This is a genomic window from Persicobacter sp. CCB-QB2, from assembly GCF_001274635.1.
Lineage (GTDB): Bacteria > Bacteroidota > Bacteroidia > Cytophagales > Cyclobacteriaceae > Persicobacter > Persicobacter diffluens.
Genome location: NZ_LBGV01000001.1, coordinates 496,564 through 517,583, shown reverse-complemented (window position 1 = coordinate 517,583; position 21,020 = coordinate 496,564). Strand labels below are relative to the sequence as shown.

At 42.3% G+C, this 21,020-nt stretch carries 23 protein-coding genes; 16 read left to right on the top strand and 7 right to left on the bottom strand.

Annotation, left to right across the window (positions count from 1 at the left end; translation table 11 throughout):
• Position 1 precedes the first annotated feature (1 nt).
• From NG22_RS02455 to NG22_RS02385, 16 genes are all read left to right on the top strand, one after another.
• Positions 2-415 carry a hypothetical protein gene (locus NG22_RS02455; protein ID WP_053404247.1) on the top strand — a complete coding sequence of 138 codons (414 nt, stop codon included), beginning with the start codon at positions 2-4 and terminating at the stop codon, positions 413-415.
• Positions 376-1,158 (top strand): hypothetical protein, encoded by a 783-nt coding sequence (locus NG22_RS02450; protein WP_053404246.1) that lies wholly within the window; start codon positions 376-378, stop codon positions 1,156-1,158. The genes NG22_RS02455 and NG22_RS02450 overlap by 40 nt, the downstream gene beginning before the upstream one ends.
• A complete protein-coding gene (locus NG22_RS02445) occupies positions 1,159-1,491 on the top strand; it encodes a hypothetical protein (RefSeq protein WP_053404245.1) in 333 nt (110 codons plus the stop codon).
• On the top strand, positions 1,488-1,703 hold the full coding sequence (locus NG22_RS02440; RefSeq protein ID WP_053404244.1) for a hypothetical protein: 216 nt from the start codon (positions 1,488-1,490) through the stop codon (positions 1,701-1,703). The genes NG22_RS02445 and NG22_RS02440 overlap by 4 nt, the downstream gene beginning before the upstream one ends.
• A 12-nt stretch (positions 1,704-1,715) precedes the next feature.
• On the top strand, positions 1,716-2,456 hold the full coding sequence (locus NG22_RS02435) for a hypothetical protein (RefSeq protein ID WP_053404243.1): 741 nt from the start codon (positions 1,716-1,718) through the stop codon (positions 2,454-2,456).
• Between the two features lie 16 nt (positions 2,457-2,472).
• Entirely contained in the window at positions 2,473-3,264 is a 792-nt protein-coding gene (locus NG22_RS02430; protein ID WP_053404242.1) for a hypothetical protein, read from the top strand.
• On the top strand, positions 3,257-3,439 hold the full coding sequence (locus NG22_RS02425; RefSeq protein ID WP_053404241.1) for a hypothetical protein: 183 nt from the start codon (positions 3,257-3,259) through the stop codon (positions 3,437-3,439). The genes NG22_RS02430 and NG22_RS02425 overlap by 8 nt, the downstream gene beginning before the upstream one ends.
• A gap of 89 nt (positions 3,440-3,528) precedes the next feature.
• Positions 3,529-3,870: a hypothetical protein gene (locus NG22_RS02420; protein WP_053404240.1), complete on the top strand. Its 342-nt coding sequence runs from the start codon at positions 3,529-3,531 to the stop codon at positions 3,868-3,870.
• Positions 3,867-4,310: a hypothetical protein gene (locus NG22_RS02415; protein WP_053404239.1), complete on the top strand. Its 444-nt coding sequence runs from the start codon at positions 3,867-3,869 to the stop codon at positions 4,308-4,310. The genes NG22_RS02420 and NG22_RS02415 overlap by 4 nt, the downstream gene beginning before the upstream one ends.
• Positions 4,307-4,951, top strand: a complete 645-nt coding sequence (locus tag NG22_RS02410) for a glycoside hydrolase family 108 protein (protein ID WP_053404238.1) — start codon at positions 4,307-4,309, stop codon at positions 4,949-4,951. The genes NG22_RS02415 and NG22_RS02410 overlap by 4 nt, the downstream gene beginning before the upstream one ends.
• Entirely contained in the window at positions 4,932-5,354 is a 423-nt protein-coding gene (locus tag NG22_RS02405; protein ID WP_053404237.1) for a 3TM-type holin, read from the top strand. The genes NG22_RS02410 and NG22_RS02405 overlap by 20 nt, the downstream gene beginning before the upstream one ends.
• Entirely contained in the window at positions 5,351-5,500 is a 150-nt protein-coding gene (locus NG22_RS17705) for a hypothetical protein (RefSeq protein ID WP_157600823.1), read from the top strand. The genes NG22_RS02405 and NG22_RS17705 overlap by 4 nt, the downstream gene beginning before the upstream one ends.
• Positions 5,497-6,588 carry a DNA cytosine methyltransferase gene (locus NG22_RS02400; protein ID WP_053404236.1) on the top strand — a complete coding sequence of 364 codons (1,092 nt, stop codon included), beginning with the start codon at positions 5,497-5,499 and terminating at the stop codon, positions 6,586-6,588. The genes NG22_RS17705 and NG22_RS02400 overlap by 4 nt, the downstream gene beginning before the upstream one ends.
• The gene (locus tag NG22_RS02395; RefSeq protein ID WP_053404235.1) at positions 6,585-7,547 is read left to right on the top strand and encodes an ArdC-like ssDNA-binding domain-containing protein; all 963 of its coding nucleotides are present in this window, start codon (positions 6,585-6,587) and stop codon (positions 7,545-7,547) included. Before NG22_RS02400 ends, NG22_RS02395 begins: the two co-directional genes overlap by 4 nt.
• Positions 7,508-9,196: a hypothetical protein gene (locus NG22_RS02390; protein ID WP_172674399.1), complete on the top strand. Its 1,689-nt coding sequence runs from the start codon at positions 7,508-7,510 to the stop codon at positions 9,194-9,196. Before NG22_RS02395 ends, NG22_RS02390 begins: the two co-directional genes overlap by 40 nt.
• On the top strand, positions 9,193-10,167 hold the full coding sequence (locus NG22_RS02385) for a DNA/RNA helicase domain-containing protein (RefSeq protein WP_053404233.1): 975 nt from the start codon (positions 9,193-9,195) through the stop codon (positions 10,165-10,167). The genes NG22_RS02390 and NG22_RS02385 overlap by 4 nt, the downstream gene beginning before the upstream one ends.
• A gap of 368 nt (positions 10,168-10,535) precedes the next feature.
• Here NG22_RS02385 and NG22_RS02380 read toward each other — a convergent pair whose 3' ends face one another.
• From NG22_RS02380 to NG22_RS02350, 7 genes are all read right to left on the bottom strand, one after another.
• On the bottom strand, positions 10,536-11,681 hold the full coding sequence (locus NG22_RS02380; RefSeq protein ID WP_053404232.1) for a site-specific integrase: 1,146 nt from the start codon (positions 11,679-11,681) through the stop codon (positions 10,536-10,538).
• On the bottom strand, positions 11,678-11,941 hold the full coding sequence (locus tag NG22_RS02375; RefSeq protein WP_053404231.1) for a hypothetical protein: 264 nt from the start codon (positions 11,939-11,941) through the stop codon (positions 11,678-11,680). The genes NG22_RS02380 and NG22_RS02375 overlap by 4 nt, the downstream gene beginning before the upstream one ends.
• Before the next feature lie 200 nt (positions 11,942-12,141).
• Positions 12,142-12,636 carry a hypothetical protein gene (locus tag NG22_RS02370; protein WP_053404230.1) on the bottom strand — a complete coding sequence of 165 codons (495 nt, stop codon included), beginning with the start codon at positions 12,634-12,636 and terminating at the stop codon, positions 12,142-12,144.
• A gap of 169 nt (positions 12,637-12,805) precedes the next feature.
• Positions 12,806-13,681, bottom strand: coding sequence for a hypothetical protein (locus NG22_RS02365; RefSeq protein WP_053404229.1), 876 nt, complete (start codon positions 13,679-13,681; stop codon positions 12,806-12,808).
• A 274-nt stretch (positions 13,682-13,955) separates the two neighbouring features.
• Entirely contained in the window at positions 13,956-17,108 is a 3,153-nt protein-coding gene (locus NG22_RS02360) for a two-component regulator propeller domain-containing protein (RefSeq protein ID WP_053404228.1), read from the bottom strand.
• A 204-nt stretch (positions 17,109-17,312) separates the two neighbouring features.
• Positions 17,313-18,200, bottom strand: a complete 888-nt coding sequence (locus NG22_RS02355; protein WP_053404227.1) for a hypothetical protein — start codon at positions 18,198-18,200, stop codon at positions 17,313-17,315.
• 195 nt (positions 18,201-18,395) lie between these two features.
• Positions 18,396-21,014: a valine--tRNA ligase gene (locus NG22_RS02350; RefSeq protein WP_053404226.1), complete on the bottom strand. Its 2,619-nt coding sequence runs from the start codon at positions 21,012-21,014 to the stop codon at positions 18,396-18,398.
• Positions 21,015-21,020: the final 6 nt, after the last annotated feature.

Here is a 21,020-nt window from a genome sequence, read left to right as displayed (position 1 = left end):
TATGTCAAAATTCAACCTACCTTTTGGCCTCAATATCGCCTCTTCAGATCCTACTGATCAAAGGCAACAAGTAGCGGATGCCGCGGCCAGAGCCGCCCTGATTTCGGATGGATTGGCTTTCAATGGCATGATTGTTTTCCAGCAAGACACTAAAGAGCTTTACGGGCTTCGGGATAAATCAACCGGAGACTGGGTGCTATTAGTTGGCCCTACTGGAGTTTCAGGTGGAACGCTTATTGTCCAGAGTTTAGCAGAGCGCAACCAATTGTTGACCGATGGAAAAGTGACGGAGGGCTCGACGGTCTATGTCAAAGAGGAGGATCAGTACTTTGGTCTTCGGGGGATTCCAATAGTGACTGGCTGGAAATTGGTCCCGTGGATCAGGCCGAATACCTATCGATTCTGGCGAGATTAGATGAAATTGAAAATCCCACCATTAACCCCACTTATACCGCTCCGAGTATTTCTGCATCAAGTTCGGATGCCAAAAATGTGGAGCTGGGAAGTACGATTACTCCGAAAATCAACTGGGCTATCCAACTAAATGATGGTGGTGAAATCGATGAAATTGCGGTTTATCGCTCCTTTCCTAATGATAATTTCAATCAAAATAGCGAGGTCAACCAGGGCGCAATTGCCAATACAGACACCTCCTACATTTTGGAGCCTATTACTTTTGCTAATCCGGGCGAAACCCTTGGAGTGTATGTAGAACTCAATTATCTGGAAGGACCAATAAAAAACGACAACAAAGGAAATCCCTATCCCAATGGGCGGATTACCGCTGGACTAAAAGACAGTAATATTTTGATTTTCACGCCCCAATTCGCTGTATTTTATGGGATTTCCATCCCGAATAATGGCGCTGAAGCGAGGGGATTGAAGCAAAAATTATTGAGCGGAAATACCGCTTCCGGCAGCCTGACTATTCCTGCAGGGGAAAAGAATCTGGCCATTTGTGTGCCCAAAGGACGCACCCTAAAAGTATTGTTCCGAGAATCTTCCAATGCTGACGTGACCGGCTCTTTTGCCATTAGTGCAAGCCTGAAACAAATTGAAGACGCCGGAGGCAACCTTCGGGATTATGATGTCTATACTTCAACTTTGGCGGGCTCGGGCTATGCATCAGAAGCAAATTACGACTTCACCATTTCCTAAATGAACAAGTTCAACCTTCCATATGGGCTGTATATCGCCTCCAATGATCCGGTGGATTCTCGCTTGGTATGTGCCGATGAGAAAAGCCGATATGCATTGGTAGATAGCGGGCGGGCCTATATGGGGTTGATGGTTTTTCAATTGGATAGCAAGGAATACTTTAAACTAATGGGCTCCACCAATGCCGATTGGGTCAATTTTGAAATCAGTCTGACCGATAGTTTTTCTGAAGATTCCAGTGTTATTGCTGCCTCGGCAAAAGCAATGAAAATGCTTTACGAAAAAGTCACCAAACTGGAATCGAGAATTACGCAAATAGAGGGAAAAACATGAATAGATTAGTATACAATTTCTTCGATAAAAGTGGCTTTGCTGCTTTCTTCCTGACCTTCTACAATGAGTACCTCAAAACTACTCATGACATCCAGTGGCATCATATCGATAAGGGATTTGTATTGCTGAATTCTATGTTGGGAATCATATGGCTACTATTTAAAATCAGACAGGAATGGAAGTCTGCTAAAAATTCTAAAAATACGCCTTAATCATATAGTATCATGCAAAGAACACTTACCCAACAATTTGCGGCAGGAGTAGCCAATGCATTTGGTATTGATGTGGACCAGATGAATCGCCCCAAGGGAAAAGTAGTGCCTCAGGCTAATCTGCAAAAACTACCGGGCAGCTCAAAAGTGGTGCCGGCGATTAAGCGTATCCCGACGGTCAAAACCGGAAAAAATACCAATCCTGTGGCTCAACAAATGGAAGTGAAAAAGCAATCGCAGCTCCGAAGGAACCGTGAGGAGAGAAAAAGACGCTTTGCACTTCAAAAAAAGAAGGAAAGAGCTCAAAAAGAAAGGCGAAGAAGCATGCTCCTGGCCAAAAGAAAACAGGCTGCAGCGCATAGACAAAACCGGGTTTTGAAGCAGGCCTTGAAGCGTTGTAAAGGTGCGACATCCATTCAAAAAAGACCTATCTATTTTGGTCAAAGAAGGGCTGTAGTTCAAAATAGGAGCATTCAGCAACCTTCGTTGAAACCAACGCTAAGAAAAAGAAGCCTGCGTTCAAAGATCAAAAAAAAAGGCTTCCCTGGCAGACCATCTTTGAGATTTAGGCGCTTGCCATCCACACTAAAAAAATCGTCCCTTAGTCAGCGACCTATGCTATCCAGTCGAAAACCGACTGTAAGAAAATCCGCAAAGAGAAGGTCTTCCATTTTTAAAAAAGTAATCCGATACCATCCTGCCGCCATCGCCGGAAGAGGATTGAAACGCTTATTCCGAAGACGTAAAAGATAAACCAAATTAACCCGCTATGAATAAATTACATAATATCGCCAAACATGCCGCCCGTTATGAGGCTGTGGACATTGGCTACCTCAAAGATGGAGAGGAGCAGCTGGTCTATGAAAACCAAAGTACGGCTGATCAGCAAGAATTGGTGGAAATACTAGAGGACATCAAATTCACTTATGAACCGGAAAAAATCATCGTTAACACGAAAAAAAAGGTGGATGGTGAATTTGTGGATGCCGGAAAGAAATCCGTAGAAACCGCTGAACTGGAAAAAACTTCCGCCCTCCATGGCCTCCCTCAGGAGCAGCTCAACGATGTAAAAGCCTATATGATTCAGCAACTGGAGAAAGATTTGCTGAAGATGGAGAAGAAAGCAGATCAGCTGGAATCTCAAAATGAACGGCTCAAAGAAGAAAATTTTAAACTTCAGAAAGAAAACCAACTGAAGGATGAAGTCCATGCCATTGAAGACCGCAAAAAGGAGATTGAGCAGAGCAATGGCTTAGCCGGAGTGATGGAAAAAGTGGGCGAAAATCCGGTACTGGCCAATTTGGCGGCTGTGGCGGTAAGTCGATTGATGGGCGTGGATCTATCCAACTCCCTGCCTGCTGGAAATAATGCAAATGTAGCTTTTGAAGGAACTGAGAATGAGGTAATAGCGGAGACGGAAAAATGGTTACTCTCCAAAGATGAGCAATACCAAAAGGAGTTCTTCATTTTGGTACAATTACTCGCTCAAAACGAGGAACTACTGGGGCAATTATTAAGCAATTTCCGGAAACCAAGTGGTGAGGAGGTGGACTATGAGTAAGGCTAATTTAAGCATTTCGGTAAATGTAAAATCTTCAGCGGAGGGACAAAAATTGGCGCGTGCTATTCAGACTATTGTCAATCAATTGACGGTGGAAAGTTTGGAAATTTTAGCCCGAAAAAGTAAGAAACCCGGCATCAATATGCTGATTAAAAATTATCAAAATATACTGTAAATGAATCCAATAACGGCACTATCAACAGCGAAAAATGTGGTCTCCAGTGATACCGGAAAGACGGTGATCAAATTCGCCCTTTTGGCGGGGTGGGTGTTGCCGTTTATTTGGTAATTGATCGACAATTAAAAAAGTCGAAGGCCATTCAGGCCGCCAATCAATTCGGCATGCAATCGGATAAAGGGCTCAGTACCTCTTATGCAACCCGTCTGTATGCGGCCATGCATCCTTCTTCTTTTTCATGGCTTTGGGATGGCACTAATGAAGGAGAAATCTTTCGGGTGATTCATGATATGAAAAACAATAAGATTTCCATGGCGGCAGTGAACAACGCTTATCGCTCCCTTTACCAAAGAAATGTGGTGCAGGACCTGACTGATGAACTCAGCGGCTCCGACCTGATGAAGTTGAACCAAATTCTGGCAGCATGAGAACGGAAGACTTACTAATGGGAATGGGGATTTTGCTCATTACCTCTCAATACATTCGGGAAAAAGGAATGAAGGATTTACTTCCTGTATTGGCAACAGAGAAGGAGGTCAGCCCAGTGCAAACTCCCCTTTATGCGGTGGTATCGCTGGATAAGACCGGAGTATATCAGGGAACAAAAGTGGTACCTTCTTATCCGGATGGAAATGGAACCGGACTGATTACCACTTTATACCGCGATAATCTGGCCGGAAAATTCAGTGGAAAAAAGGAAAATCAGATGCTGGAAGTTCAGACTCAAATTGGTGGTCAGGACTATCGGTATTTCGTTCATGAGTCCGCTGTTAGCATGTTGACTTATGATGAATTCTCCCAATTTCCGGTGCTGGATAAAACCGAACAACAGTTGATTGAAATTCGAAATAACGCTTTTGCTTTATGAGTTTTGATAAAATTTTAAATGAAACCCTCAGGCACGAAGGTTTTTACGCCTTTGTCCCTGGAGATAGCGGCGGAGAAACCTATCAGGGTATTGCCCGAAATTATCATCCCTCATGGCCGGGCTGGATCCATATCGATATGGCCAAGACGCAGGCCGGGGGTAAATTACCCTGGAATACCCAAGTCAAAGCAGCAGAACTAAACGACTTAGTTAAAGCTTTTTACCTTGAAAATTTCTGGAAAAGAGCTCAACTAGATTATATCCAAAATACTGCGCTACAGGCTCAAATATTTGACTTTTTTGTCAATGCCGGAGGGAATGCCATTAAGGTTTTACAACGAACTCTAAATAAATCATTTAGCCTTAATCTTTCAGTAGATGGTGCCATGGGTCCAATGACTATAGGTGCGATAAACTCCGTGGATGGAGCCATGCTATTTGAGCGGTACAAGCTGGCCAGAGTGGAATATTATGAGGCTTTAGCGCAAAAGAATAGCACTCTGAAAAAGTTTTTATCCGGATGGAAAAAGCGGGCAATGGCTTTTGTTTATTCGGACTGGCAGGTCTATGGTTTAGGCAGTTTAGCCTTGGTGCTTATCGGGGGAATAATATTGATGCATTATGGGAAATTTTCTATCTAAAATCATTTCTAGCGGTGCATCAAAACTAGTGGAATCCGTTGGGAATGTGGTCGATGAAGTAGTCACTTCCGAAGAGGAAAAGCAGGCCCTGAAAAACCGATTAGCCAATATGCTCATGGAGCATTTGGTGGAAATTAGTCGCCTGCAGACACAAATTATCCTCAGTGAAAGCCAAGGAAATGCCCTACAACGGAATTGGCGACCAGCGGTGATGGTTTGCTTCGCCCTCATTGTGATGATTTCCTGTTTCTATCCGGTTGAATTACATCGTATACCGGAACCATTCTGGAACCTGCTCACCGTAGGCATTGGTGGTTATGTGGCTGGCCGAACGATTGAAAAGGTGGCCGGTAAAGTGAGTCAGCATTTTGATTTTAACGCATTCAAAAAAGAACCCAAATGAATCCATCAGCAAAAAAAGCCATTTATGTAGGTGCCTGCGGGTTGGCGGCCTATTATTTAGCCAAGCATCTGAAAAAAGATGCTTCGGCTTTCCTTTTTGTGGGGGGATTGCTGGGGGAAATTTTGGCGGAAAATACGGTAAAATGATAGAAGGAATTATCGCATCGGGCATACTCTTTTGGTTGCTTAATCAGGAGAATTCGGATTCTGGTTTAGATGGAATTCAGGGCCTCAACTATTTAGATCTTTTCAGTGGTTGTGGTGGCTTCCACAAAGCTTTGGTTAAGGCCGGAATACCATTAAATACAACCTATTTCTCTGAAGTAGACCATGATGCGATAGGTAATTATCAATACAATTTTCCAAACGCTCAACCACTTGGTGATATAAGAAAAATTAGCGCTAATGACATTCCAACAAAAATTAACCTGTGTACTTTTGGATTTCCTTGTCAAGACCTCAGCCTTGCAGGAGGCAAAAAAGGAATCACTCGCAAAACACGTAGTGGATTGTTTTTCGAAGTCATCCGCCTTCTTCAAGAACTCGATCAGCAAGGCAAGTGTCCTGACCTTATCATCTTCGAAAATGTCAAAGGATTACTCACTCACGACCGGGGAAATACTTTCGAAAAAGTCAAAAAAGCAATTACCGACCTTGGGATATATGAATTTGCAGAATGGCAACTCTGTAATACTGACTGGTTTTTACCCCAAAACAGAGAACGAATTTTCTTTGTCGCCTATCGTGGATCAAAAAAAGGATTACAGGGAATACTTCCTATCGAAGGAGGCCTCGGATCGGATTCTGAAAAACGAAAAAGAACGACGCATATCCCGGTCAGCATAAATTCCAGCGACCAAAAGACTCAATACTTTCGAGATAAAAGAGGATCATTCACGATCACGGCAAACGAACCTCAGGGTTTAGTTACGGTAGATTTGGCTTATCCGGACAGCGCTGCGAATGGTTCAAAATTCATCCAGGACAAAGCGCGTACTTTAACCACCAATCAACCTCCAGGACTACTACTCAAAAACAAAAGGATAAGGCGGTTTACGGAAATAGAATGTGAGCGTTTGCAGGGTTTCCCCGACGATTGGACAAAATATGGTATCGATTCCAATGGAAAGAAGTATGAAATCACAAAGTGGCAACGATATAAGCTCTTAGGCAATTCTATTAGCGTCCCGGTAGCAGAGGTAATATTCCAAAACTCCAAACCCTTCTTAATATGATTATTCCAGCCTTAGCCTTGGGAGGACTTACCTGGTGGATGTTCTCCAATAATAATAATGACAACGAATTATTAAACGGTATTCCATGCCTCTGCGAGCAGGAAGAACAGGAACTCCTTGGAGATGAAGGACGACCCTTGGAAGAGCTGGGCGGCTTGATGGGGCTGGGAAAGACCGCCAATGTCAACGACATCATCACTCAAATGATCATTGATAAAATTGAATCCACCTCAGAGGATGAACTGCCCTGGAGGAAACCCTGGTCTCAAACTATCTTCCTGGATGAAAACGGCAAACCACTTGGTCCCATTGCTAAAAATTACGTCAGTAATAAGCCCTACACGGGTATGAACTACTTTATGCTGAGCATGATGGACCGGAGAGCCTTGCCTTATTACCTTACTTTCAAGCAGGTTCAGAAGCTAAAAGGGCAAATTGAAAAGGGGGCAGAAAGTCGGATAGTGGTCTATTATTCCATCATGTATAAAGATTCGGAGGGGAATACCATCACAAAAGAAGAGTATGAAAGTGACCCGCAAAACAATGAGGAAATCAAATTTCTGAAGTACTACCGGGTATTCAATCTAGATGATACTGAGGGGATTGACCACAACTTCACAAAAATAGAAGCAGAAAAATTTAAAGGCGATGACATTGATTCTGCTAATCAGATAATTGCACATATGCCGGAACGGCCTCCTATCCTGCATTCCAAAAGGGATCAGGCATTTTACACCCCTCAAAAGGATACGGTGACCATGCCGTATTTTGATCAATTCGAAGAAAAACAGCGTTACTATGCTACCCTTTTTCATGAGTTGGTTCATAGCACAAAGCACCGAAAACGGCTTAATGATAAGTCGCGCGGGGAGCTGTTTGGGGCGATCCGGGATATGCTGCGGAAGAACTTATCGCAGAGATGGGCGCTTCCTATTTATGTGGGCAGGCGGGCATTTTAATGTTTACGATTGACAATAGCGCCGCCTATATTCGAAACTGGAAAAGCCGTATTCTCAAAAAAATGAGGGAGGATAACCGCTGGATTACCACCACTACGGCCAAGGCACAAAAGGCCGCTGATTTCATTCTCAAAAAGGGAGAATACCAAGCCTTTAATCCGGAAAATAGACCGGAAAAAGCGAGTCCGGAAAAGCCTGAATCTGTCCCTAAACCGAGCTCAGCGCCAAAATCTGCCCAAAAACCCAAAGTTCCCGCAGCAGCAAAAGGAAGTCCGAAGAAAGCAGTATCCACTATTGAAACAGAGGTGGTTCGCAATGAAAAAATCAAACGCATACAGCTAAAATTCAGTCGTAAACCTAGTGAAATAGACCGGGCAATTCTAAAGTCGAATGGCTTCACCTGGGCTCCAAAACAGAAAGTTTGGCAAATCCCCCTTTCCGCAACAAATGAGGAAAAGGTTCACCTTGCCTTGGGTCAAATGAGCTGTATCTTAAAAAAAAAGAGTGAACTAAAGACAAAGACAAAGCCTGCCACTCCGGCTAAAAAGTCGCAAGTAAAGTCCAAAAAGGGAGCCAGTTCCAGTAAGGTAAAGGTTCACACAATTGATTTGTGGAAGATCCAAACAGATGAAAAGCGTTTTCAAAACCGAAATAATGCCTATTCTGAGGAGTCGGTAAAGCGAATTGAATCGGCTCATTTCAATCAAAAATTTGACTGGTCCGCTTTTGATCCAATCGTCGTCTGGGAGGATCCAAACAAGAAAAATAGATACTTCGTTTTAAGTGGGCACAGCCGTTTTGAGGCCTTCAAAAGAATTTCAAAAATTGACCATTACTTTAAAAGAATACCAGCGAAGATATTCGGGGGAAGCGAGCGACAAGCCATTGATTTTGCGCTGAATTCAAACACGCTTTCCACCAAAGAAACCGATCTGGAAAGAGCTGGATATTACCGAAAAAAGCGGGAAGAATGTGGGCTTTCCGGACCATCCTGCGCCAAGCAAATTGAGGAGGAAATCCACGAGAAAGAGGGTAAGAACGCATCGACCATCCATAATTTATCATATCTCAACCCAAAGGGCTGGATGGTTGGTCAATTATTGCAATTTGACGGCAAAGACAAGACCTCACTAAACAACCTTTCCACCATTGCCAACTGGACTGGAGAGGCGCGAAGACGGTTTCCAAAACTGACGCATCAAAACGAAAATCAGATCGCTAAATGGTTATTTCAGCAAGGTTATGGAAATAAAAGCGGTCAATTTTCAGCTAAAAGCAAGTTCTTTCAATACCTGGAGAGGTTTGCGAATATGGGAAAATTTGATGCCGTGATCAATCTGAATCGACAGCTCTCAAAATCTCCATCGGAAGCAGCCTGGGAGGAACAGAAGATAAGCATTGAAAAAGAGTTGAAAGTCGCTGAAAAAGAATATCATGAAAAATCGACACGATTTTATGCTGCGGTGAATAGTAGCGATACCACACGAAAAATCTCTAAAAACAAGGCCGATGAATTGGCCAAGCCCTACCTTGACAAGGTGGGGACGATCAAGCGGAAATTAGCCATGCATATGGAGAAAAAATCAGCTGCTAAACAGGCCGGCAAAAAGCAAACTTCTCTCTTTGGAACTAAAAAGAAAGCCTCATGAGTATTCCCAAAAAATACATCGATTCCTTAAAAAATGCCAAAGATGAAACCGAGCGTATGATCATTTTGGCATCTATGGAGGAAAATATAAATGAATCTGCCATAGCAGGTATGCCAGAAAAACACTCCGGGAAATGCGAGTCCGCTACCGGACCGAAATGTGAATGCAAGTGCGGAGGGAAGTTCCACGGTGCCGGCTTGGGAAATGCCGTGACCTGTATTTGCGGCTGCGAATGTGAGGACCACAAAGGAAGTTCCATCAAAGCGGAACAATACCGGCAAATCACCCAAAATAGGGAAGCTGAACCAACAAACCCAAAGCAGGCAAATGGATTTTCCGGTTTTGGCAGCTTAGAAAGAACCGAAGATCCTACACCAAAAATCAAAATCCCTGGACAGATCGGTTTGTGGTTGGGAGAATTCGCTCCGCATGAATCCGCCATCGTCCTCCGTGGCGACAAAGGAGCCGGCAAAACGCGCCTGGCTTTCCAACTGATGAACGGCTTGGCCAGCCTCGGAAAGTCAGTCGGATTTTTTACCCTGGAGATGGACCCGGCGCATCCCGTAATCCGAAATTATACCGAACAATACATCCACCCGGAAAATCGATCCAAAATTCAATCCGCCGCAGAAGCTCCAAAAGGCGTTACTTCGCTACACGAAGCCGCCCAGCACTTTGATGTTGTGGTGGTCGACTCCTGGAACAAAGTCCCCAATGCCAAACAGCAAGACCTGAATGACCTCCGCAAAGAGCACAAACAAACCATCTTCATCATGATCTTCCAATCCACCACCGGACGCCAAACCCGAGGTGGAAATATGGTGGAATTCGATTCCGATATGGTCATTCATGTGCATGAAGGCGGCCGGGCGATGTTTGAGAAGAACAGGTATTCGAATACGGATCGGATTTTTAATGTGTTTGAGGAAAAGATTGAGGGGGGAGAAGATGTTGAAGTGGTGGTGAGGTGAGGCTGTCTTTCCGGAAAAACACCTCCATTTCCTCACTATTTCACCTATTCTCCCTCTAACTTCATTCCTATTCCCTCAAAACGGAATATAAATATTCCCATAGAATTCCCAGTATTTAGAGATAAAAATCAAAAATGCGTCGAAATCAGCCTTGCAAAAACACCGATAAATGATCGTTAGTAATCATTTGTATTATTTCATTAGTACTTTTCTAATAATTACTCAAAAATTGTACTTTATCCCCTGTTTCCTCAAAATAATTGTACTTTTAAGAACCCCAAAAACTCCAGGAGCCCCAGAAGGGGGATTTAAAGTACAATTTCGTGAAAATGAGATGAGGAAAGAGGAAACAGAAAATCACCTATCTACTATGCAATTTCTTCAAATTGAAGGTCGGGCATTTCGTAGCTCCAGCTATCATCCATCATAAGGCCGAGATTTCTTAAATATTGATCCGTCATTGATAGCGAGGTGTGCCCATTTTGAAACTGCACATATTTGACATCCTTACATTGCTTATAAAGTTCAATATTTCCAGTATGCTTCCAACTATAAAGTGTATGCCCCTTGCCATCAAGATTTATCGCTTTTAAAGCCTTATTGTATCTGTAACGTATGTGATCTACATTCAAACTCCTCATACCTGGAGCACCATTCACCGAAATAAATAGATCGCCAAAATTAGGCTCCACCAAGTACTCTCTTAAAATTTGTAGAAGCTGTTTGGAGAACCTTGGGTTTTTGGCAATCCTCGTTTTTGAATTTTCTTTAGATACATGGATACGTTGATTATCAAAATCAATGTCATTTACCCGCATTCGACATATTTCAATAGGACGCAAAAAGGTATGGAAAATGATGGAAACAAAAACGAAAAGTTGTGGGTCATGTTTCCTTAAATAGTTCAATATTTGAGTAGCCTCCAACATGGTATAGGGCTGATGAGATTTTTGTCCAGGATTACGGATTCCTTTTATTGTTCTGGCTGGATTAATTTCAATGATTTCCCTTTCCCTCATCAACTCGAAAGAAGCCTTCAGAGTTCTGAGATATCGATTTCTACTACTAATACACAATTGCCCTTCGGAAACCTTAAAATCTAGAAATTCATGGACGTGGGCAGTGGTCACATTATTGACCAAAATACCGGAATCTTCCCCTTCCTGAACAAATTTCAAAAAATTTTTTAGCACACATTTGTATGAGTTCAAAGTATTGTCCGCTAAAGTTTGTTTAAAAATCGAAATAATATTCGTTATTGCACTTTCCAGAGTTGGGATTTCTTTGGGAGTTTCGTTAGAAGTTATATCTATTAAATCGTTATTTTCTATTCTTTGCTCCATATCCGCGATAAATTCTTTTGCAAATGCGTGCTTTTCATCCACTGTAGGGTATTTTTTGCTTTCAATATACTTTCGGTGCGATTTCAGTTTCCCATTTTTAATGACCGGATAGGTGATATACCAACGTTTACTTATATCATTATTGTAGTAGTTATATCTTACTTTCTTCATAAATTTATCGCTTTAAAAGTCTGTGTATCAAAAACTACTAAATCATCCTTAATTGCGCAATAGGCATACTTTTCATTTTCCTTGATAAAAAACGAAACAAAAAAATCAAGGCTGTGATCAATGTCGGCGGGACAAAGAACCTGCTGACGGAATCCATCAAGGCGTTGGAAAAGGCGGGAGACTGGTGAAACATTGCTGAAATGTCGCTCTGATGCCTTCTTGTCGCCAGCAGCACCTTTGTCTATCCGCCCATTGATCAAGGCCGGACTATTAAAGTGGAAGATTTTATACTATAAAGTCTTTCTGTAAAAGAAAGTAATCTAACTCATAAAAAAGCACTCAAATCAAATAGACCCTCATTGGGAACTAGATTATTCCTATAATTTTCCCATTCATAGTTTTATAAAAAAGTCCACCGCCTGAGCAGGTGAACTTATACCTTCGCTATAAACCGGCAAAATCAAGGCATAACCGTCACATAAAGCGTTTCGGTAGTTTCAACCCCTCCCTGATCTCTCACCATCATATCTATCGCATATTCCGTTTGTGCCTGTTGGTACAACACACATTTCTGTGCCACTATATTGCGAATATTCATCGTCAAATCCCTTTCTCCGATCAGTCCCGGATTGAATAACCTCGTAGAAGTATATTTCTTTAAACCAAAATTAATCAAATCTCCATCACTTGCATTCGTCAATTCGATATGGTAAAGAGATCGGTCCCGATTATCATCTATTTTATTCACTTGCACGAAGAGTAACTCCAGCCCCATTTCAGTTTGTATGTTAACCCTAAGCCCGGGAACATCTTCCCCTTCTTGCAGGATCAGCCCATCCTGAATATTATAATCTACCCCTGTAATTATGGCTCCGGAAATAGGCTCCTCCCAATGACAGGCGGAAAATCCTACTAACACCAGCAGCAGACTCAGTATAGATAATTTTTTCATCATAAAGTAGGTTTGTTTCCTCTGACAAGCCAAAATTAATGCCACACCTTAATTGAAATGATTATTTTTTTCATTCGATTGATTCAATTATTACAATAACAAGTGATAAAATTTCCTTACCAAAAAAAAAGCGACCAACTGGCCGCCTTTTAATATGCTAAAAGCTTTATGCTTATTCTATTCCAATTAATTTAAAAGTCAAGTCTGCCTGATTATCACCAGCAGCAAATCTTAATCCTGTAAAATGAATAACAGAAAAATCACCATCCTCTTTCTTTACAATCACATATTTCGTTTCAAAATGACTGTCAGCTTTGATAGAAATTTCAGAAATTTTGGAACCGTTTTCATAGGCATCCATTGCAGCCATGTATGATGATTCATCAGCAGCAACTACAGATTGGTAGGTATCTACATCTGTTTCAATCATATCTGAGGCACTGAACACCATCATATTTCCAGTGTTTGCATCAACATCATTTCCAGTGTATCTAATTCCGGCAGCCTCACTCTCATTTCTACCATCAGACTGATTTATATTAACGTATACTAAAGTGATATCCTCTTCATCCACGAAAGTGTAATTATCCTGCTCTACCTCAAACTCCACAGAAGTAGTTTTCTGACCATTTTTATCAGAAAGGATGAACTCATAAACCATTTTACCTGTCTCCTGAGCCGCTTCGAATTCGTCCTGAGAAACCGTATGGTTCATTACATAATCAATCTGCTTGGAGTTGGTATAAACATACTCATCTCCGGATCTCAAACCTTCTTTAGGCATTTCATCCTTGTCGGTATTGGCAATATCCTCATAAGTGTGCTCCACGCCAGGTCCACTCATCACCAATCCTTTTAAAGAATTATCCGAAGAGCGCAGCTTTAAAGCCACAGAAATCTGAGTTCCTGGTGTAACCACCCCTGTAGGGGTACCAGTAGCCGTAATCTCAACAGTAGTGGAGTCCGGTAGGATATCCTCTGTTTCTGAGCAAGAGGTAAATACCAAAGTCATCATCGCCAATAATGGCAAGTAGAAAAAATTCTTCATCTTCTTATTTTTTAAAATATTCCACAAAGAAATAAGAAGATTTATACTTGAGCTAAGTTTTTAAACCAAATTCAATATTAGTTTTATCTATCTTAGGTAAGTTTAAAAATAAAGAAAGAAAATATGTTTAAATTAAATCAATATTAGATGCTGATTATCATTTAATTACCCTTAACAACTCAAAGAAAATGAAGTACTGAGACTTCGTTCCATTTGGAAATCTCACATGTACCTTTTTTGAAATAATTTAAAAAATCATTCCTACCCCTCCGATTTATGACACTTGTTGACTAGCCGCCAGCTTTTCCTCCAAGGCTTTTATGTGTCGACTACTTTCCTCCTGAGTGGCCTGCAGCTCTTCCAGGTTCTGACGCAATTCCTCTTCGCGCTGCTGCAATTCCATAGACTGCTGCTGACTCGTCTCCAATAAGTCGGCTGTTTTCTCCGCCATTTGAGCCGCATTAATTCTCAGCGTCATCATTTCCGCCAGACGCTCAGCAAATAATACATAGTCTGCTTTCATTTCACCGAAATACCCCAACTCAATCACCCCGACCACAATTTCCTCATACTTTAAAGGTACCAATAACAGCCCACAGGAGGTAGAAGCGCCCAGGCCCGAATTAATCGATTGATAATAATTTTCCGGTAGGCGCTCCAACTGTTTCTTCACTCCATCCTTGAATACGGTTCCGATCAAGCCTTCGCCGACCTCTACCGTAAAATCCTTTTGCGACACCCCATAGGAAGCATAAGGTTTTAAAACACCCAGATCTTCATCAAACAGGTAAATCATCCCCAAATGACCCTCCAGATATACCGCCAATTTGGACAATACCGCCTGACACAAGGAAGCCACCTCATCCCGGTTTTTATTCAATACATCCGAAAATACCGCCAATCCTTCATTCATCCATCGCTGAACAGCCTCTGCCTGATGTTTTTCCTCCAAAAGTTGTTTTTGTTCCTCTACTTCCGCAACCGCCTCATTGACCTTCTCCTGCAGTTTTTGTTGTTGTCTCCTTTCATTATAAATCTGATAGCGAATTCCCCATACCACTAATGCGGAAATCAATAATACGACCAAAGCGATAAACCAAATGGTACTGTAAAACGGAGGGATCACCTTTATTTCCAAAGTTTTTGTTGCGCCCCAAACCCCATCCGGATTGGCTGCCTGCATCTGAAATTCATATTTCCCTGCTTCCAGATTAGTGTAAATCGCCTCTTTTCTTGCGCCTAAAGTCTCCTTCCACTCCTCTTCAAAACCAACTAATCGATAACGAATTCTATTATTTTCAGGAGACATGGAATGCAGTGCGGTAAATTGAAGTTTCAAAATATTCTGACGATGATTCAATTTAATTTTCTCCAAAAATGCAGGAACCACCGGCAATACCTGCTTCCCATTAGGAAATTGCTCCCCTACCCGCAAAGCTTTCCCCATCAAATAAATATTTTCAAGGATTACATTGGCCGCTACTGGGTTTTCCTTTATTTCCTGCGGATCGAAAAAACTCATACCATTAGTACCACTAAAAATCATCCGGCCATCTTGCATTTGATAATGCCCTCCCCAGAAAAACTCATTGCCCTGCAAACCATCCTTCTCTCCATAAACAACTAATTCCTGCATTTCCTCCTGATACCGGACCAGTCCATGGGTGGTACTCATCCACAACCGTCCTTCCAAATCCTGATGAATGCCCAAAATCACTTCAGAGGGCAAACCATCCTGTTTGGTTAAACGCCATAGCACCTTGCCTTCCGGATCAATTTCAAACAATCCTCCCCCGAAAGTTCCCAGCACCAAATGCCCGTTTTCCTTTTCAAGCATAGAAATAATCCGGGAATCCGGTAGAGAAGAAGCATCTCCCTCCACATTCTGAAAATTTTCAAAGTGATCAACCAAGCCCTCATCGTTCAGATAACCTTTGGACAAGCCCCCCCAGGTACCCACCCAGATAATATTATCAGAAAATAGAACGGTTCCATTCTGCACATAATTGCTCACCAAGCCATTCCCTGCTTCCTGCTGCTGGTATAAAACAAAATCTTTTTTTACCGGATCGAAAACTGCCAAACCACCACTAGAGGCAATCCAAAGCCTTCCCTTTTCATCTTTTAAGATATCCTGCACCTCATCGTGAGGTAAATTACTGTTCTTACTGTTCCAATGGCCAAGAATTTTTTGACGCGGCATATCATAATACAGCAGTCCATCCCCCCAAGAGCCTAACCAAAACTTCCCATTTCCCTCTGGCAAAATGGTATAAATGGTTCCCGGCATATTTTCAAAATGCTCAAAAGTGCGATTGGAAAAATTATACTTTGAAACGGTGTTCTTCCCTACATAACCAAACCACAAGTTCCCTGACAGATCCTCCACATAACCACGCGGAATATTGTCCTGGAGGCCTGATTTGGTTTTGCGAATACTGGCGAATGCTTTCCCGGCAGCCCATTTATTCACCCCACTGTATCGCGTTCCGATCCACATCACCCCCAAATGATCCTCAAATAATGCCATAACCTCATTATCCCCTAAGGAATTAGGCATCATGGAATTTTGATACAAAGCGGCGGTTTGACTTTCCAAATTCGCTACAAACAAGCCATTATAAGCCCCAATCCAAAGATCCTCCCCTCTTAATTCCAGGGAAGAAATCTCCACCATGGTTTCCGCTGAGGTAAAAAGTAGTGGCTGCAAGGTCTTAGTCCCAACCTGATACTCAAAGATTCCGGAGTTCGTTGCCAAAATGCACCTTTGATTAACCTGATCAAAGACCAAAGCATTAATCCCTTCCTTCATTTCTATCAAATTTCTCCAATTACCTGAGGAGAGATGAAGCTGAAAGAGCCCTTGATCAGTAGCGACCAATAATTGTTGCGTTTTGTATTCTACAGTATTCACAATGGAAATACCGGCTGTTCCCTCAAATAGCTCCGGCGCCTTTTCTCCTAGATGATAATGATACAGACCATTATCTGATCCGACCAATAAAGTCCCTGAAGCTGTTTTATTTAAGTGGGTTAATACTGCCTCGCTAATGGCCCAATGTTGGAAATATTGTGTTTTAAAAGATAAATAACTTAGAAATCCATTATTAGAGGCGGTCCATAAACCCGCTTTCCCATCTGGGTATAAAGCATTTAGATAATTATCTCGTAGCCCAAGGCTATCTACTGTTTGCTTTTTAAACTGCTGAAAATTAGCTCCATCAAACCTATTCAACCCATCCTGTGTAGCCACCCAAAGGTAACCATTCGCGTCTTCGGCAAAAGCATTAACCGTATTATGCGACAATCCCCTTATCGTTGGGTATCGTTCAAAAGTCAAATTGGGCTTGGCAAGCGTATTAGAATAAAAAAGTAGGTGTACCAGGAACACCAAAAGCACTGGTAAGAATCTGGAAAAATTTAACATGTTGGCTGGGGGGTTACGTAAAAAATAGGGGAGAAATTTAAAATATTCTAAATAAATTAAAAATTTAAGCTCAATATTTATACATATCACAATAATACAAACGTTTGCAAAGAGATCCCAAACTCTTCCTTATGTAATTTTTTCCACAAAAAAAGCGGTCAAATGACCGCTCTTGTTTTCATCCTGAATATTCAGACTTCCGTCTTAATTTGTCGCTAAACCTATCAATTTAAAATTGATCGATGCCCGATTATCACCGGGAGCAAATTCCAGATCCTCGAAATGGACCACAGAAAACTGCCCCTCCTCTTTTTTCACCACTACATATTTAGCCTCAAAATCCGCATCGGCTCCAATCGCGATATCACTTATCTTACTGCCATCTTCATAAGCTGTATTGGCAGCACTGAAGGAATCTGTATCCGCGGCAGTGACCGCATCATAAACCTCCTGACTAACCTCCACCATATCCGTGGCGCTGAACACCATCATCTCTCCAATATTTGCCGCTACATCATTCCCACTATACTCAATCCCGGCTTCCTCACTTTGGTTTTCTCCATCAGTCTGATTAATACTTTTATAGATTAGTGTAATGGACTGCTCATCGGTGAAAGCATATTGGGGAACCGTAAAAACCGCCTCTGCTGTAATTTCCCCATCTTTGTCAGTAAGTGTATACAAATAAGTCAGCGTACCATCATTTGCAATAGCCGTTTCAATATCCTGAGTGGAAACGGTATAATTCATGGTATAATTAACCGATTGTTTATTCACCTGATCATAAGTATCACCGGGACGAATCCCCTCCAGATTCTCATCATCATCCGTATCCAAAATATCCTCATAGGTAATGTCAATTCCGGGGCCATTAATACTAAAGGTTTCCAGATTATTATCGGTAGACCTTAGCTGTAATGCGACCGTGATCTGTTGCCCGGCAATCACGGCAACACCTTCCTCAGGATCCTGATTGGGAATATTAATTTCCAGAGTTTCGGAAATGGGCAAATCACCATCATCATCCGAACAGGAGGATAGGGTAAAAATAAAGGCGACAAACAGGCAAAGGTAAAATGTTAGGTTTTTCATTGGTCAGTAAATTATTGGTTAAATCATTTTTTTAACCTGCCACCAAAACTACTGTTCAATAAAAAGTGAGAATATTTATAATTATTTTCAGACCAATAACACCTCTAATTCGCTAGCCCCTAACGCCCCTTTTGCATACAAAAAAAGCGTAACCCGGAATGAGCTACGCTTTCTATTATGATAAGGATAAAGTCATTATCCCAAATTGCTCAATGCTTCTTCCAAAGTCTTAATTTTGGCTTCTGCATCTTCTTTTTTCTTAGTTTCTGCTGCTACCACAGCCTCCGGCGCATTATTCACAAAACGCTCATTGGACAACTTCTTCATCACCGAGTTCAGGAATCCTTTCGTATATTCCAACTCTTTCGTCAGGTTCTCACGTTCTGCCTCTACATCAATCTGGCCTTCCATTGGGAGGAAAAATTCATCATTCTTCACACGGAAAGAAGTGGCATTGGCAGGTGCTTCCGTAACATAAACGATAGACTCGATATTCGCCAACTTCTTGATCATCGTTTCGAAAGCTTTATAATTCGCTTCCGCTCCTTTGATATGCAGGTCCAACACTTCTTTAGGGCTTAGACCTTTAGAAGAACGCGCATTACGCACTTGAGAGATCACATCGAAGGCATTTTGCGTAGCCGCAATCAGGTCGGCATCATAAGCACCACCTGCTGGCCATTGCGCCACAATCAAAGCATCTTCTGCTGAACGCTCCGCCATTTGATGCCACAATTCCTCGGTCAAGAATGGCATAAACGGATGCAACATTTTTACCAGATCCTCAAAAATAGCGATGGTCGCTTCGTAGGTCTTACGGTCGATTGGATCACCATAATTTGGCTTCACCAGTTCCAAATACCAGGAACAGAAATCCGACCACACCAATTTGTAAGCCGCCATCAAGGCATCCTGAATACGGAATTTCTCGAAGTGATCCTCAATTTCCGCCAACACCTGATTCATACGGTTACGGAACCAGGAGATGGTAGCGGAATGATCCGCTTCAATGCTATCCGAAACTTCCAATCCTTTTACCAGACGGAAAGCATTCCAGATTTTATTGGCAAAATTACGTCCCTGCTCTACCAATTTGGTATCGAAAAGCAAATCATTACCTGCAGAAGCAGAGAACAAAATCCCCGTACGAACACCATCTGCGCCATATTCTGCAATCAGATCCAATGGATCCGGAGAGTTACCCAAAGATTTGGACATCTTACGGCGCTTCTCATCACGAACGATACCGGTCAGGTAAACATTCTTAAATGGAATCGCCTCTTTGAACTCCGTACCGGCCATAATCATACGCGCCACCCAGAAGAACAAAATGTCCGGACCTGTTACCAAGTCATTGGTTGGGTAATAATATTTGATGTCCTCATTTTCAGGATCTTTGAATCCGTCAAATACAGAAATCGGCCACAACCAGGAGCTGAACCAGGTATCCAATACATCTTCATCCTGCTTCAGATCAGCAGCAGTGTAGGAAGGATCAATTTCCTGTGCTTTGACCAAAGCCTCTTCCGCAGTTTGCGCAACTACGATTTGGTTGTTTGGTAAATAGTAAGCCGGAATCTGCTGTCCCCACCAAAGCTGACGGGAGATACACCAATCGTGTACATTCTCCATCCAGTGACGGTAAGTATTCTTGAATTTTGGTGGGTGCAACTGAATTTCATCAGACATTACCGCATCCAAAGCAGGCTTGGCCAAATCGGCCATTTTCAAGAACCACTGCGTAGAAATTCTTGGCTCAATTACCGCATCGGTACGCTCCGAGAATCCTACTTTATTCTTATAATCTTCCTCCTTCGTCAAAAGGCCAAGGGCATCCAGTTCTTTGGCAATTTTCTTACGCGTGATAAAGCGATCTTCTCCTACAAAGAATTGCGCCGCCTCGCTCATCGTTCCATCTTCATTGATCACATCGATGGTCTCCAAATTGTGCTTCATGCCCAATTCGTAGTCATTCACATCGTGCGCCGGGGTTACTTTCAAACAACCCGTACCAAATTCAATGTCCACATATTCATCCTCGATAATCGGAATAGAACGGTTCACCATTGGAACGATTACACGCTTTCCTTTCAAATGCTGGAAACGCTCATCATTCGGGTTAATACACACCGCAGAGTCACCCAAAATGGTCTCCGGACGTGTAGTGGCGATGGTCACGAACTGCCCCTCTTCTCCTTCTACAGGATAATTGACATAATATAATTTGGACTGAACTTCACGGTGAATCACCTCATCGTCAGACAATGCTGTCTTACCGACGGGATCCCAGTTTACCATGCGAATTCCGCGATAGATCAATCCTTTATTGTACAATTTGACAAAGACCTCAATCACGGCCGCTGACAAATCATCTTCCATTGTAAAACGTGTACGGTCCCAGTCACAAGAAGCGCCTAATTTCTCCAGCTGCTTCAGGATGATTCCACCGTATTTTTCCTTCCATTCGAAGGCGTGTTTCAAGAAGTCCTCACGTGTAATGTCGGATTTCTTAATGCCCTGCTCTGCCAAAAGCTTTACTACTTTGGCTTCCGTTGCAATAGAAGCGTGGTCAGTACCCGGTACCCAACATGCGTTTTTACCTTCCATTCTCTTCTTACGGATCAAGACATCCTGAATGGTATTATTCAACATGTGGCCCATGTGCAATACCCCCGTTACGTTTGGCGGTGGGATTACAATGGTATAGGGTTCTTTCTCTGGATCAGGCTTGGAGGCGAAGAATTTATTCTCCAACCAATACTGATACCACTTATCCTCTACTTCAGCAGGATTATACTTTGTTGATAAAGTCATGGTAAA

Bases quoted from the DNA above. Each gene is read 5' to 3' on its own strand.
- NG22_RS02455 (WP_053404247.1), top strand. From the start codon at position 2: ATGTCAAAATTCAACCTACCTTTTGGCCTCAATATCGCCTCTTCAGAT.
- NG22_RS02445 (WP_053404245.1), top strand. From the start codon at position 1,159: ATGAACAAGTTCAACCTTCCATATGGGCTGTATATCGCCTCCAATGAT.
- NG22_RS02440 (WP_053404244.1), top strand. From the start codon at position 1,488: ATGAATAGATTAGTATACAATTTCTTCGATAAAAGTGGCTTTGCTGCT.
- NG22_RS02435 (WP_053404243.1), top strand. From the start codon at position 1,716: ATGCAAAGAACACTTACCCAACAATTTGCGGCAGGAGTAGCCAATGCA.
- NG22_RS02430 (WP_053404242.1), top strand. From the start codon at position 2,473: ATGAATAAATTACATAATATCGCCAAACATGCCGCCCGTTATGAGGCT.
- NG22_RS02425 (WP_053404241.1), top strand. From the start codon at position 3,257: ATGAGTAAGGCTAATTTAAGCATTTCGGTAAATGTAAAATCTTCAGCG.
- NG22_RS02415 (WP_053404239.1), top strand. From the start codon at position 3,867: ATGAGAACGGAAGACTTACTAATGGGAATGGGGATTTTGCTCATTACC.
- NG22_RS02410 (WP_053404238.1), top strand. From the start codon at position 4,307: ATGAGTTTTGATAAAATTTTAAATGAAACCCTCAGGCACGAAGGTTTT.
- NG22_RS02405 (WP_053404237.1), top strand. From the start codon at position 4,932: ATGGGAAATTTTCTATCTAAAATCATTTCTAGCGGTGCATCAAAACTA.
- NG22_RS17705 (WP_157600823.1), top strand. From the start codon at position 5,351: ATGAATCCATCAGCAAAAAAAGCCATTTATGTAGGTGCCTGCGGGTTG.
- NG22_RS02400 (WP_053404236.1), top strand. From the start codon at position 5,497: ATGATAGAAGGAATTATCGCATCGGGCATACTCTTTTGGTTGCTTAAT.
- NG22_RS02395 (WP_053404235.1), top strand. From the start codon at position 6,585: ATGATTATTCCAGCCTTAGCCTTGGGAGGACTTACCTGGTGGATGTTC.
- NG22_RS02390 (WP_172674399.1), top strand. From the start codon at position 7,508: ATGGGCGCTTCCTATTTATGTGGGCAGGCGGGCATTTTAATGTTTACG.
- NG22_RS02385 (WP_053404233.1), top strand. From the start codon at position 9,193: ATGAGTATTCCCAAAAAATACATCGATTCCTTAAAAAATGCCAAAGAT.
- NG22_RS02380 (WP_053404232.1), bottom strand. From the start codon at position 11,681: ATGAAGAAAGTAAGATATAACTACTACAATAATGATATAAGTAAACGT.
- NG22_RS02370 (WP_053404230.1), bottom strand. From the start codon at position 12,636: ATGATGAAAAAATTATCTATACTGAGTCTGCTGCTGGTGTTAGTAGGA.
- NG22_RS02365 (WP_053404229.1), bottom strand. From the start codon at position 13,681: ATGAAGAATTTTTTCTACTTGCCATTATTGGCGATGATGACTTTGGTA.
- NG22_RS02360 (WP_053404228.1), bottom strand. From the start codon at position 17,108: ATGTTAAATTTTTCCAGATTCTTACCAGTGCTTTTGGTGTTCCTGGTA.
- NG22_RS02355 (WP_053404227.1), bottom strand. From the start codon at position 18,200: ATGAAAAACCTAACATTTTACCTTTGCCTGTTTGTCGCCTTTATTTTT.
- NG22_RS02350 (WP_053404226.1), bottom strand. From the start codon at position 21,014: ATGACTTTATCAACAAAGTATAATCCTGCTGAAGTAGAGGATAAGTGG.